The 12,037-nt window shown below is 69.9% G+C and carries 13 protein-coding genes; 7 read left to right on the plus strand and 6 right to left on the minus strand.

What is annotated here, in order from left to right; translation table 11 throughout:
- Position 1: 1 nt before the first annotated feature.
- The gene (locus ACZ4VT_RS02820; RefSeq protein WP_467946012.1) at positions 2-1,111 is read left to right on the plus strand and encodes a glycosyltransferase; all 1,110 of its coding nucleotides are present in this window, start codon (positions 2-4) and stop codon (positions 1,109-1,111) included.
- A gap of 62 nt (positions 1,112-1,173) precedes the next feature.
- Here the strand turns inward: ACZ4VT_RS02820 and thiC are convergent, their stop codons facing one another.
- Positions 1,174-2,961 (minus strand): phosphomethylpyrimidine synthase ThiC, encoded by a 1,788-nt coding sequence (gene thiC, locus ACZ4VT_RS02825; protein ID WP_467946014.1) that lies wholly within the window; start codon positions 2,959-2,961, stop codon positions 1,174-1,176.
- Positions 2,962-3,172: 211 nt separating this feature from the next.
- On the opposite strand from thiC, the gene ACZ4VT_RS02830 reads away from it, so the two are divergent.
- Positions 3,173-4,588, plus strand: coding sequence for a YibE/F family protein (locus tag ACZ4VT_RS02830; protein ID WP_467946015.1), 1,416 nt, complete (start codon positions 3,173-3,175; stop codon positions 4,586-4,588).
- Between the two features lie 10 nt (positions 4,589-4,598).
- Here ACZ4VT_RS02830 and ACZ4VT_RS02835 read toward each other — a convergent pair whose 3' ends face one another.
- The 4 genes from ACZ4VT_RS02835 to ACZ4VT_RS02850 all read right to left on the minus strand — a co-directional run bounded on the left by ACZ4VT_RS02835 (position 4,599) and on the right by ACZ4VT_RS02850 (position 6,952).
- On the minus strand, positions 4,599-5,048 hold the full coding sequence (locus ACZ4VT_RS02835) for an SsgA family sporulation/cell division regulator (RefSeq protein ID WP_467946016.1): 450 nt from the start codon (positions 5,046-5,048) through the stop codon (positions 4,599-4,601).
- A 97-nt stretch (positions 5,049-5,145) separates the two neighbouring features.
- Positions 5,146-5,883: an IclR family transcriptional regulator gene (locus ACZ4VT_RS02840; protein ID WP_467946416.1), complete on the minus strand. Its 738-nt coding sequence runs from the start codon at positions 5,881-5,883 to the stop codon at positions 5,146-5,148.
- A gap of 383 nt (positions 5,884-6,266) precedes the next feature.
- Positions 6,267-6,491 (minus strand): DUF5326 family protein, encoded by a 225-nt coding sequence (locus ACZ4VT_RS02845; protein WP_362811683.1) that lies wholly within the window; start codon positions 6,489-6,491, stop codon positions 6,267-6,269.
- A 143-nt stretch (positions 6,492-6,634) separates the two neighbouring features.
- A complete protein-coding gene (locus tag ACZ4VT_RS02850) occupies positions 6,635-6,952 on the minus strand; it encodes a cupin domain-containing protein (protein WP_467946018.1) in 318 nt (105 codons plus the stop codon).
- 89 nt (positions 6,953-7,041) lie between these two features.
- Between ACZ4VT_RS02850 and ACZ4VT_RS02855 the strand changes: the two genes are divergently transcribed.
- The 5 genes from ACZ4VT_RS02855 (at position 7,042) to ACZ4VT_RS02875 (ending at position 10,711) form a co-directional block, all read left to right on the plus strand.
- Positions 7,042-7,422, plus strand: coding sequence for a phage holin family protein (locus tag ACZ4VT_RS02855; RefSeq protein WP_467946020.1), 381 nt, complete (start codon positions 7,042-7,044; stop codon positions 7,420-7,422).
- 11 nt (positions 7,423-7,433) lie between these two features.
- Positions 7,434-7,934 (plus strand): low molecular weight protein-tyrosine-phosphatase, encoded by a 501-nt coding sequence (locus ACZ4VT_RS02860; RefSeq protein ID WP_467946022.1) that lies wholly within the window; start codon positions 7,434-7,436, stop codon positions 7,932-7,934.
- Complete coding sequence (locus tag ACZ4VT_RS02865) at positions 7,931-9,088, plus strand: cystathionine gamma-lyase (protein WP_467946024.1); 1,158 nt, start codon at positions 7,931-7,933, stop codon at positions 9,086-9,088. The genes ACZ4VT_RS02860 and ACZ4VT_RS02865 overlap by 4 nt, the downstream gene beginning before the upstream one ends.
- 177 nt (positions 9,089-9,265) lie before the next feature.
- Positions 9,266-10,171 carry a LysR family transcriptional regulator gene (locus ACZ4VT_RS02870; RefSeq protein ID WP_467946025.1) on the plus strand — a complete coding sequence of 302 codons (906 nt, stop codon included), beginning with the start codon at positions 9,266-9,268 and terminating at the stop codon, positions 10,169-10,171.
- A gap of 60 nt (positions 10,172-10,231) precedes the next feature.
- Positions 10,232-10,711 (plus strand): NUDIX hydrolase, encoded by a 480-nt coding sequence (locus ACZ4VT_RS02875; protein ID WP_362856386.1) that lies wholly within the window; start codon positions 10,232-10,234, stop codon positions 10,709-10,711.
- Between the two features lie 32 nt (positions 10,712-10,743).
- On the opposite strand, the gene ACZ4VT_RS02880 is transcribed toward ACZ4VT_RS02875, so the two are convergent.
- Positions 10,744-11,952: a globin domain-containing protein gene (locus ACZ4VT_RS02880; protein WP_467946418.1), complete on the minus strand. Its 1,209-nt coding sequence runs from the start codon at positions 11,950-11,952 to the stop codon at positions 10,744-10,746.
- Positions 11,953-12,037 lie beyond the last annotated feature (85 nt).

A 12,037-nucleotide genomic window follows, 5' to 3' on the forward strand; every position in this document is an offset into this window, starting at 1 on the left:
CGTGAAAGCAAAAGTCTGCCTGAACATGATCGTCAAGAACGAGGCTCCGGTGATCCGGAGATGCCTCGAATCGGTGCGTCCGCTGATCGACACGTGGGTGATCGTGGACACCGGCTCGACCGACGGCACCCAGGACGTCATCCGGGAATTCCTCGGCGATCTGCCCGGCGTCCTGTACGAGCGGCCCTGGCGGGGATTCGACGGCAGCCGCAGCGAGGCGATCGAGCTCGCCCGCCCCTGCGCGGACTACCTGCTCTTCATCGACGCCGACGACGTGATGCAGGTCCAGCCGGGGTTCCGGATGCCGGACCTCACCCTCGACGCGTACCGCCTCGCCGTGCACCACGAGCCCGTCGTCCACTGGCGGCCCGCCCTCGTCTCCACCCGATTGCCGTGGAAATACGTCGGCGTGCTCCACGAGTACCTCGATTGCGAAGACCGGTACAGCCAGGGAGTGCTCGAAGGCCTCGACATCCTCGTCGTCGGCGGCGGAGCACGCCTCCGGGAAGGCGGCGAGCGGGAGAAGTACCTGCACGACGCGGGAATCCTCGAACAAGGCCTGGCCGGGGAACCGGACAATGCCCGCTACGCGTTCTATCTGGCGCAGAGCTGGCGCGACGCCGGAGAAGCGGAGAAGTCCCTCGCCGCCTACGACCTCCGGGCGGGCATGGCCGGATTCGCCGAGGAATCGTTCTGCGCCCGGCTCTACGCCGCACGGATCGCGGCCCGCCTCGGGAGACCGGCGGCCGAGGTGATGGACCGCTACCTGCGCGCCCACGAGAGCCGGCCTTCGCGTGCCGAGGCGCTCGGCGATCTCGCCCGCATCTGCCGCAACGACGGCCGCTGGCCCCTCGCGTACATGTTCGCCCGGCAGGCCGTACGGATCCCCCGCCCGGACGACGTCCTGTTCGTCGAGTTCGACTGGCACGAGTGGCGCGCCCTCGACGAACTCGCCGTGGCCGCCTACTGGGTCGGCGAGTACCGGGAGTCGCTGGACTGCTGCGAACGGCTCCTCGCGGGCGACGCCCTTCCCGACGAGCACCGGGACCGGGTCCTCGCCAACCTCGGTTTCGCCCGGCGCAAGGTGGACCCGTACCTCGTGGTCGCCTGACGCGGCAGGCGCCGCCCCGGCCCGACAGGCCATGGAGCGGCGCCCTCCGGTCATGCGTCGCGTCAGTCGGCCAGCGGCAGGTAGACGCGGTTGCCCGAGGCCGCGAACTCGGCGGACTTCTCCGCCATGCCCGCCTGGATCTCATCGGCCTTCAGGTCACCGCCGTGCTCGCGGCGGATGTCCTGAGAGATCTTCATCGAGCAGAACTTCGGACCGCACATGGAGCAGAAGTGCGCGGTCTTGGCCGGCTCGGCGGGGAGGGTCTCGTCGTGGAACTCACGGGCCGTGACCGGGTCGAGGGCCAGATTGAACTGGTCCTCCCAGCGGAACTCGAACCGTGCGTCCGACAGCGCGTCGTCCCACTCCTGGGCACCGGGGTGCCCCTTGGCCAGGTCGGCGGCGTGCGCCGCGATCTTGTACGTGATGACGCCGGTCTTCACGTCGTCGCGGTTGGGCAGGCCCAGGTGCTCCTTGGGCGTGACGTAGCAGAGCATCGCGGTGCCCCACCAGGCGATCATCGCGGCGCCGATGCCCGAGGTGATGTGGTCGTACGCGGGCGCGACGTCCGTGGTCAGCGGGCCGAGCGTGTAGAACGGCGCCTCCTCGCAGATCTCCTGCTGGAGGTCGATGTTCTCCTTGATCTTGTGCATCGGGACGTGGCCCGGGCCCTCGATCATCGTCTGCACGTTGTGGCGCTTGGCGATCGTGTTGAGCTCGCCCAGCGTCTTCAGCTCGGCGAACTGGGCCGCGTCGTTGGCGTCCGCGATGGAGCCGGGGCGCAGGCCGTCACCCAGCGAGTACGTGACGTCGTACGTCGCGAGGATGTCGCAGAGCTCCTCGAAGTTCGTGTAGAGGAAGTTCTCCTTGTGGTGCGCGAGGCACCACGCGGCCATGATCGAGCCACCGCGCGAGACGATGCCGGTCTTGCGGCGGGCGGTCAGCGGCACGTAGGGCAGCAGCACGCCGGCGTGGACCGTCATGTAGTCGACGCCCTGCTCGGCCTGCTCGATGACCGTGTCCTTGTAGATCTCCCAGGTCAGGTCCTCGGCGCGGCCGTCGACCTTCTCCAGCGCCTGGTAGAGCGGCACGGTGCCGATCGGGACGGGGGAGTTGCGCAGCACCCACTCGCGGGTGGTGTGGATGTTGCGGCCCGTGGAGAGGTCCATGACCGTGTCGGCGCCCCACTTGGTCGCCCAGGTCATCTTGTCGACCTCCTCCTCGATCGAGGAGGTGACCGCGGAGTTGCCGATGTTGGCGTTGACCTTCACCAGGAACCGCTTGCCGATGATCATCGGCTCGATCTCGGGGTGGTTCACGTTCGCGGGAAGCACCGCGCGACCTGCGGCGATCTCCTCACGAACGACCTCGGGGGAGACGTTCTCGCGGATCGCGACGTACTCCATCTCCGGGGTGATCTCGCCCCGGCGGGCGTACGCGAGCTGCGTGACGGCCTGGCCGCCACGGCCCCGGCGGGGCTGGCGCGGGCGGCCCGGGAAGACCGCGTCGAGGTTCTTGAGGCCACCGCGCGGCGAGGTGTGCTTGATGCCGTCGTCCTCGGGGCGCACGGGACGGCCCGCGTACTCCTCGGTGTCGCCGCGGCCGATGATCCAGTTCTCGCGCAGCGGGGCGAGGCCCCGGCGGACGTCGGTATCGATCTGCGGGTCGGTGTACGGACCGGACGTGTCGTAGAGCGTCACGTCCTTGCCGTTGGTGAGGTGGACCTGGCGGACCGGCACCCGGATGTCGGGGCGGGAGCCCGCGACGTAGCCCTTGTGCCAGCCGGGCTGGCGCTCGGTCTGGCCGTCGGCGTCCTGGCTGACGGCAGGCGTGCGTGCGTCCTGAATGGTCATGAGACCTATCTCCCTACGCCGGCATTACCCGGTAACAGGTTCGGCGGTCGACGCAGCCTCCTCCCGTACGCATCCGTGATGCGCTTACGGTGATCAGCGTCCTCTCAGCCCGGTGCTCCGAGCTCCCGCGTTGTGCAAAGGTGCCCCCACGCTAGCGTCATCCATGGCGTGCTGAACAGTGGGCCCCCTCATCTCTTGCGATGATCTGCTGGTGACGCCCTCGCCGCAGCCCCCCACCGAGCCCACAGAGCCCCATGGCCACAACGGCCACGAGCACCACGGCTCCGGGCACTCCGCAGAGCACTCGTCCGGGCCGTCCGCCGGTCACTCCGGCGGTCATTCCCACAGCCACGGCCACGGTCCGGCGGCACCCGTCTCGAAGCACCTGCGCAAGGTCATCGCGGCCGTACTGATCCCCTTCGCCACCGCCGTCTTCATCGGCATGGTGGTGCTCTGGCCGGGCGGCGCCCCCGCTCACGAGCGCACGGGGGTGGGCTTCGACCGGCAGACGCAGCAGGGCAAGGTCGTCTCCCTCGAACGCGTCGACTGCAAGTCCGTGAACGCCGCGCAGGTACCGCCGACCGCCGATCCCACCACGCCCGAGGGCCGCGAGGCCCAGGCGGCGCAGACCGGGGAGTGCGCGAAGGCCACCGTCGAGGTCGGCACCGGCCCGGACAAGGGCCGGACCTTCGTGGAGATCGTCCAGCCGGGTGCGCCACGGCAGTTGACGGACGGCCAGGAGGTGGTCGTGGCGTACGCGCCGGACGCCCCCCGCGACCTCCAGTACTCCGTGATCGACGTGAACCGCAAGATCCCGCTGGCGGTGCTGGCCGGCATCTTCGCGGTCTCGGTCGTCCTCGTCGGGCGGATGCGCGGGCTGTTCGCCCTGATCGCGCTGATCGTCAGCTTCGGCGTGCTGACCCTCTTCATCCTCCCGGCCATCCTGCAGGGTTCGAACCCGCTCGTGGTCGCGGTGGTCGGGGCGAGCGCCATCATGCTGATCGCGCTCTACATGTGCCACGGCCTGACCGCGCGCACCTCGGTCGCCGTCCTCGGCACCCTCGTCTCGCTGCTGCTGATCGGTCTGCTGGGCTCGGTGTTCATCGACTGGGCGTCCCTCACCGGCAACACGGACGACAACACCGGGCTGATCCACGGGCTGTACCCGGACATCGACCTGAGCGGTCTGCTGCTCGCGAGCATCATCATCGGATCGCTCGGCGTGCTCGACGATGTGACGGTCACGCAGACCTCGGCGGTCTGGGAACTGCACGCGGCGGACCCCTCGATGGGGCCGCGCGGCCTGTACCGGGCGGCGATCAGGATCGGCCGTGACCACATCGCTTCGGTGGTCAACACCCTGGTGCTGGCCTACGCGGGTGCCGCGCTGCCGCTGCTCCTGCTGTTCTCCATCGCGAACAGCAGCATGGGCTCGGTGGCGAACAGCGAGCTGGTCGCGGTGGAGATCGTACGGACCCTCGTGGGCTCGATCGGACTGGTGGCCTCCGTCCCCGTGACCACGGCGCTGGCCTCGCTGGTCGTGTCCGCCGACCGGCCGGGATCCCGGGACGCCGCGCCGGCCTCGGGGCCGGTCCGCAGCGGCCGGGGCCGGCGGCGCAAGCGCTGAGGGTGGGGCGTCAGCCGGCGTTCTGCTCGTTCTGCCTGGACCTGGCCAGGATCTTGCCGAGCGCCTCGTCGAGGTTCTCCTCGAAGTCGCCCAGGTTCCGCTCCTGTCCGAGCGGTACGAGCCGGTCGGTGCGGTCGAGGAACGCGACGAGCGGGGCCGCGCTGGCGCGGAACAAGGCCCTGTCGCCGCCGACCTGCAGCCGGATGTGGACGTCGGACAGGTCTTCCGGAGTGGTGGGGGCGATGTGCACATCGCCGTCACCGCACGGTTTGTTGATGCCGTCGAGGAGGAGCTCCCGGCCGAACGCCCAGGTCACGGGCGCGTCTCCGGGAAGGTGGAAGGTCAGCCGGACCGCGTAGGGATCACGGGCGTCGTACCGGAGTTCCACCGGAATCCTGAACGAGAGCTCCTCGGAAACGAGGAAACTCATCATGACCTCTGCCTGTACCGACTCGCGCATTGCCTACCCCGCTGTAGTGGAAGTGGCCAGGAATGATCCCCCAGGCTCCTCTTGACAAGAGTGGTGGAAGCGCTAGCAGATCACAAGGAGTGAGTTTTCAGATACTGATAGAGAAGGAGAGGGTGCTCAACAGCGCGCCTACTTCACTCCGTAGCCGATCGACTACACAGAGCAATCGATCTTCCTGGTGCAAGGGGAGAGAAACCGCCATGGTTGCGGCGGTATCGCCCGCTGTGATGGGGATGGCCGCACAGACAGTGCCAAGTGCATATTCCTGGCGTTCGGTTACTGGCTGCATTCGCCCGAGGGCCCCGATCCGGTACTCCAGGGACCGGAGATCCCGCACGGTATAAGCGGTGATCGGCTCGACGGGATGACGGTCGTAATGGTCCTTGCGCATTTCCTCGTCGAGTTGCCCGAGAAGGCACTGTCCGATGGCGTGCGCATGGCCGGTCTCACGGAAGTCGGCCCACTCCTCGCAGGCCGGGCTGGACTGGGTGTCGGAAACGCCCACGACCTCGATCTCACCCTCGCGGTAGACCGCGAAGTAGACGGGGGCCCCGACCGCGTCGCGGAAGTGCGCGAGGGAGTCGAGGATCATGCTGCGACGTTTCTGCTGGAGTCCCCCACCGGCGAGCCGACCCGCGGCGTCGCCCAGGACGAAGACCCCGCCCTCCCGGCGCAGATAGCCCTCGTGCGTGAGGGTGCGCAGCAGGTGGTACGCGGTGGGAAGCGGGAGCCCGGCCTCGCGCGCGAGCTGTTTCGCCGGCGCTCCCTCGCTATGGGACCCCACTGCTTCGAGGAGCCTCAGCGCCCTCTGCACCGAACCGATCAGTGTCGGCACACCGGCATTGTGAACCGGAGACAAAGCTCACCCCCAGGTGTGGCGGCGGGCCTTCGGGGAGACCCACCCTGCGGGGGCCGCCCCCGCGTATGCCGTGGCCCCTGGGGGTCGTACTCGGCGGCTCCTTAGCATCGCCGCAGGTCAGAGCGGCAGTACCGGCTTTCGGTGCCCAGGGAACGGCGCAGATTGCCACTCTATCCGCCGATTCCCGGGATGTGAGCGGTTTAGCACTTCACGTTCCCTCACCTGGCTTAATCCCGGAACCACCCGGCTCGTCCGCTTCCGCCCTCCTCCTGCCGGTCCCTCCGGCCGCCCCCCTCCGGCCGGCCCCTCCTCCTGGTCCCTCGTCCTGGTCCCTCCTCCTGGTCCTCGTCCTACCAGTCGCCGGAGGAGGACTTCGTACGGCCGCCGACCTTCTTGACGACGAACACCAGGCCGGCGACGAGGCCGATGAAGAGGAGCAGCTTGAAGACGAACCCGATCAGCACGCTCAGGATGGTGGTGATCACACCGCCGAACACGAACAGCGCCAGCAGCGGAACGGCGACCCACTTAACCCACCAGGGCATGCCTGCGAATGTCTCTCGGATGCCGTTCATGTCCTCGACCTCTTCCTCGTCCGTGACTTCCTGCTCTCGATGCTAGGAGTCCGCGGCCCCGGATCGGGGCCCGCGAGCCCCCGGAGTCCCCTGACCCTCCCCTTAGGGGAACCGGGGCGGCGACCCGCAGGCGTCCGGTGCGCTCAGCTCTCCGGCGGGGAGAACACCACCATCACCTTCAGGTCCTCGGTGATGTGATGGAACTTGTGCGGGACGCCCGCCGGGACGTAGACGACGCTGCCGCGCGCCACGGTGGTCGTCTCCTCCCCGACCGTGATCGCGCCGCGCCCGCTCACGACGAAGTAGACCTCGTCCTGGCGGTGCGGCTGCTGCGGATCGACCTGCCCGGCGTCGAGCGCGTACAGCCCGACCGACATGTTCCGCTCGCGCAGGAACTGCAGATAGGCGCCGTCGTTGGCGGCCCGCTCGGCTTCGAGCTCGTCAAGCCGGAACGCTTTCATCGTGGTTGTGCCCCTTGTGTTCGGTAGCGCCGTCGCATCCGCTGATCTGCGGATGTCCCACCGGGATCATCTCTGCCACGATCAGACACATGATGAATTTCGTAGTCAAGACGCTCGCCAACGCGGCGGCCCTGGCCGTCGCCGTCTGGCTCCTCGCCGGCATCACCCTCGACGACGGCAGCAGTCTGGGCCGCCGGACGCTCACCCTGATCCTGGTCGCACTGGTCTTCGGCCTGGTGAACCTGATCGTCAAGCCCTTGGTGAAGCTGCTCTCGCTGCCGCTGTTCGTCCTCACCCTGGGCCTGTTCACCCTCGTCGTGAACGCCTTGATGCTGCTCCTGACCTCGTGGCTGGCCTCGAAGCTCGACCTCAGCTTCCACGTCGACGGGTTCTGGACCGCGGTCCTCGGCGGCCTGATCATCTCCGTCGTCTCCTGGGCCGTGAACATGGTCCTGCCCGACAAGAACTGAACGGGACTTCCATGACGCCCACGTACCGCGTCTGCTTCGTCTGCACGGGCAACATATGCCGCTCCCCCATGGCCGAGTCCGTCTTCCGTGCCCACGTGACGCGGGCCGCCCTCGGCGACCTGGTCGAGGTGGACAGCGCCGGGACCGGCGGCTGGCACGAGGGCGAGGGCGCCGACCCGCGGACCGTCTGCGTCCTGGAGGCCGCGGGCTACGAGCAGGACCACCGGGCCCGGCAGTTCCACGTCTCCTGGTTCGACCGCCTGGACCTCGTCATCGCGCTCGACGCCGGACACCTGCGGGACCTGCGGGCGCTCGCACCCACCCCGCGGGACGCCGCCAAGATCCGGCTGCTGCGGTCCTACGATCCGGCGGCCGCGGCCGCGGAGACCGACGTACCGGATCCCTACTACGGGTCCCTCGACGGGTTCGAGGAGTGCCTGGAGCTGGTCGAGGCGGCGAGCCCCGGTCTGCTGGACGCCATACGCGAGGCCCTGAAGGAGCACACCGCGTGAACGAGTACGCCCCCGAGACAACCGCCGAGGCGATCGGCGACGGCACGCGCGCGGTCCGCGCCGGACTGCCGGAGCCCGTGAAGAACGAACCGACCCTGCCCGGACCGGTCTTCGCCGCCCACTTCCACCTGCCGGGCGACGTCGAGGGCCCGTACGCCTACGGCCGCGACACCAACCCCACCTGGACCCTGCTGGAGCGGGCGATCGGGGAACTGGAGGCCCCCGGCGAGGAGGTGCACACCATCGTCTTCGCCTCCGGCATGGCGGCCGTCTCCGCCGTCCTCCTCTCCCAGGCGCGCACCGGCGACACCGTGGTCCTGCCGGACGACGGCTACCAGGCGCTGCCCCTGGTGCGGGAGCAGCTGGAGGCGTACGGGATCCACGTGCGCACCGCCCCGACCGGCGACGACGCCCAGCTCGCGGTCCTCGACGGAGCCCGGCTGCTGTGGATCGAGACCCCGTCCAACCCCGGGCTCGACGTGTGCGACGTACGGCGCCTCGTGGACGCGGCGCACGCCGACGGGACGCTCGTCGCCGTCGACAACACCCTCGCCACCCCCCTCGGACAGCGGCCCCTGGAGCTCGGGGCGGACTTCTCCGTGGCGAGCGGCACCAAGGGCCTCACCGGCCACGGCGACCTGCTGCTCGGGTACGTGGTCTGCCGCGACCCGGAGCTCGCCGCGGGCGTCCGGCGCTGGCGCAAGATCGTCGGCGCGATCGCGGGCCCGATGGAGGCCTGGCTCGCCCACCGCTCCCTGGCCACGATCCAGCTGCGCGCGCAGCGCCAGTGGGCCAACGCCCTGGCCGTCGCCGAGGCGCTGGCCGGCCGGCCCGACGTGACCGGGCTGCGCTACCCGGGCCTGGCCACGGACCCCTCGCACAAGACGGCCGCCCGCCAGATGCGGGGCTTCGGCTCGGTGGTCTCCTTCACCCTGGCCGACCGTGCCCACGCGGAACGCTTCATGTCCGCTCTGCAGTTGGTCGAGGACGCCACGAGTTTCGGTGGAGTGCGGTCCACCGCCGAGCGGCGCGGACGGTGGGGCGGCGACGCCGTGCCGGAGGGGTTCATCCGCTTCTCCGCCGGGGCCGAGGACACCGAGGACCTGGTCGCGGACGTGCTGCGGGCCCTCGATCTTGCAGGCGGCCCCGGCTGAGCAGGCCCTGGACGGACGGTCCGAGCCTCCCCCCTCGTGGCTCGGACCGCCCAGGGTTCCCGCCCGCGAAGAACCACGCGACAAGGCTAATTGACTCTTCGTCAGAGTCCAATCACGGTAACGACAGGGGTCTATCGGCATATTTATAGTTGAAGGCCCCCACCGAGAGGTGCCGCGATGGACCTGGCCCTGCTGCGCACCTTCGTCGCCGTTCACCGGGCCGGCTCGTTCACCCGCGCCGCCGCCCTCCTGGGGCTGTCCCAGCCGGCCGTTACCTCGCAGATCCGCACCCTGGAACGGCAGTTGGGGCGGCCCCTGTTCCACCGCCGGGCCCGCGGTGTCACCCCCACCGCCGTCGGTGACGAACTGGCCCACAAGGCCGCCCCGCACCTCGACGCCCTGCTGCGGATCACCGAGGCCGAGCGGGAGGCCGCCGGTGCGTTGCGCACCCTCCACGTCGCCGGGCCACCCGAGTTCCTGAGCCTGCGCGTGCTCCCCGCCCTGGCGCCCCTCATCGGCCAGGGCCACACCCTGCGCGCCGCCCTGGAGACCGGCGCCGAAGCGACCCTGGACGGGCTCGCCGCCGGTCACCACGACCTCGTCGTCACCACCGCCCATCCGCGCGGCGGGCTCTTCACCGTCACCGCCCTGTGCGACGAGGAGCACGTCCTGGTCGCCGCGCCGGACTGGGCCGCCCTCGTCGGCACGGGGCGGCTGTGCGCGCAGGGCCCCGCCGCTCTCGACGGCATCCCGGTCGTGGAGGTCCACGAGACCCTGCCGCTCGTCACCCGCTACTGGACCGCCGTCTTCGACACCCCGCCCGATGCCCGGTCCCTGGCGGCCACCGTGGTCGCGCCCGACCTGCGGGCCGTACTGGAATGTGTCGGGGCCGGCGCCGGACTCGCGGTCCTGCCCCGCTACCTGTGCCAGGAGGCCCTCGACAGCGGCCGGATCGTGGCCCTGGCCGAGCCCTCCGTGCCTCCGCTGCGCACCTGGTTCCTGGTCGTGCGGACCGGGAGCCTCGCCCTCGCCCATCTCGCGCGGGCGCACGACCGGCTGGTGGATGCCGCCGTGCACTGGTGAGCCCCCTCTTTTCCGGCCGTGGTGCGTTTCAGAAGGGGAGTGGTGGGCCACTCTTCTCCCATGACCGAACGTCCCGTGGTCAAACGCACCGCCCGCGCGATCCTGCTCGACGGTGACGACCTGATCCTCATCAAGCGCACCAAGCCCGGCGTCGATCCGTACTGGCTCACCCCCGGCGGGGGAGTCGAGTCCTCGGACGCCACCGTCACCGACGCCCTCCACCGAGAGGTCCACGAAGAACTCGGCGCGAAGATCACCGATGTGGTGCCCTGCTTCGTCGACACCGTCGAGCACATCGCCGACCGGGGGGTGACGGGCGTGAAGGTGCAGCACTTCTTCGTCTGTCGCCTCGAATCGATGGACCCGAGCCTTCGCCACGGCCCCGAAATCGACGAACCCGAGGGCGAGTACGAGATCGTCCGCGTGCCCTTCAGCCGTGTGGGCATCGCCGCCGTCCATCTCGTCCCGTTGTCCCTGCGGCACTACCTCGACGGCAACATCGAGGGCGTACGCGCCATGCACGCTCCCGACCTGGGCTGATCCCGGCTGAGACCGGCGGCTGGCCGCCGGTCTCAGCCGGCGATGCCCACGAGTTCCTCCACGGCGTCGTGGCGGATCCGCTCGCCGGGGATGCCGATCCGAAGGAGCTCGTCCACCCCGCTCCGGATCATCGCCGGCGGCCCGGAGACGAAGGCGTCGTACGAGCTCCACGGCCCGTGTTCACCCACGGCCTGGGGCAGTTGCCCGGCCAGTCCGTCGCCCACCACCGGGCGCACCGACAGCCACGGATGGGAGCGCTGCAGCCCGAGCAGCGTGTCCTTGTCGTACAGATCGTTGTCGCTGCGTGCCCCGAAGAACACCTCCACCGGCCGGCGCTCGCCGTGCCCGGCCACGTCCTCGATCAGCGCCTTGATCGGGGCGATGCCGGTGCCGCCGCCCAGGCACAGCATCCCGTTGTCCGTGGTGTGGTCCACCACCATCGACCCGGCCGGCGGTCCGAGGCGCAGTACGTCCCCCGGGCGGGCGTGGCGCACCAGCGCGTTGGAGACCCAGCCCGCGGGGACCGCCTTGACGTGGAACGACAGCAGCCCGTCGGCGCGCGGTGCCGAGGCGAAGGAGTAGTGCCGCCAGACCCGCGGCCACCAGGGGGTCTCCAGGCTCGCGTACTGGCCTGCGAGGAAGGCGTACGGCTGGTCGGGGCGGACCGTCAGCACCGCGATGTCCGAGGTGCGCAGATCGTGGGAGACCACCTCCGCGTGCCACCACGCGGGTGCCTTCACCTCGTCCTCGGCCGCCGCGTCGATCATGATCTGGGAGATCGCGGTGTACGCCCGCACCCATGCGGCCTCGGTCTGCGGCCCCCAGCTGTCGGTGGCGTACCGGGCCAGCGCCCCGACCAGGGCCTCGCCGACCACCGGGTAATGGCCGGCCATGGTGCCGTACTTGCGGTGCCCCGTGCCCAGCCGGCGCAGGTAGGGGGTGAGTACCTCAGGATTGTCGATGTGCTCGGCGGCGGTCAGCAGCGCCTTCAGCAGCCTGTCGCGCTGCGTGTCCATGGCGGCGGGGAACATGCCCCGCACTTCGGGGTGCCCGGAGAAGACCAGCGCGTAGAAGTACGAGGTGACCTTGTCGGCGATGGGGGCGATCTCCGCGAGGGTCCGACGGATGAGCACGGCATCCGGTGAGGGCTCGGCCGCACCGCCCTCGACGGGTATCCGGGCCGATTCGCGTCTGGCCGATCTGGTGGGCGGAGCGTCCATGCGGTGCCTCGCTTCGAGCATCTCGGTCGGTCTGCGCACGCCACGGTCTGTGAATCCGTGGTTCCGGGTTCCACAGCGTGCCAGCCGGTTCAGAGGCCGGTGGGGA

Source organism: Streptomyces sp. NPDC029164 (assembly GCF_055563995.1).

Bases quoted from the DNA above. Each gene is read 5' to 3' on its own strand.
- ACZ4VT_RS02870 (WP_467946025.1), top strand. From the start codon at position 9,266: ATGGACCTGGCCCTGCTGCGCACCTTCGTCGCCGTTCACCGGGCCGGC.
- ACZ4VT_RS02860 (WP_467946022.1), top strand. From the start codon at position 7,434: ATGACGCCCACGTACCGCGTCTGCTTCGTCTGCACGGGCAACATATGC.
- ACZ4VT_RS02875 (WP_362856386.1), top strand. From the start codon at position 10,232: ATGACCGAACGTCCCGTGGTCAAACGCACCGCCCGCGCGATCCTGCTC.
- ACZ4VT_RS02855 (WP_467946020.1), top strand. From the start codon at position 7,042: ATGATGAATTTCGTAGTCAAGACGCTCGCCAACGCGGCGGCCCTGGCC.
- ACZ4VT_RS02845 (WP_362811683.1), bottom strand. From the start codon at position 6,491: ATGAACGGCATCCGAGAGACATTCGCAGGCATGCCCTGGTGGGTTAAG.
- ACZ4VT_RS02850 (WP_467946018.1), bottom strand. From the start codon at position 6,952: ATGAAAGCGTTCCGGCTTGACGAGCTCGAAGCCGAGCGGGCCGCCAAC.
- ACZ4VT_RS02880 (WP_467946418.1), bottom strand. From the start codon at position 11,952: ATGCTCGAAGCGAGGCACCGCATGGACGCTCCGCCCACCAGATCGGCC.
- ACZ4VT_RS02835 (WP_467946016.1), bottom strand. From the start codon at position 5,048: ATGCGCGAGTCGGTACAGGCAGAGGTCATGATGAGTTTCCTCGTTTCC.
- thiC (WP_467946014.1), bottom strand. From the start codon at position 2,961: ATGACCATTCAGGACGCACGCACGCCTGCCGTCAGCCAGGACGCCGAC.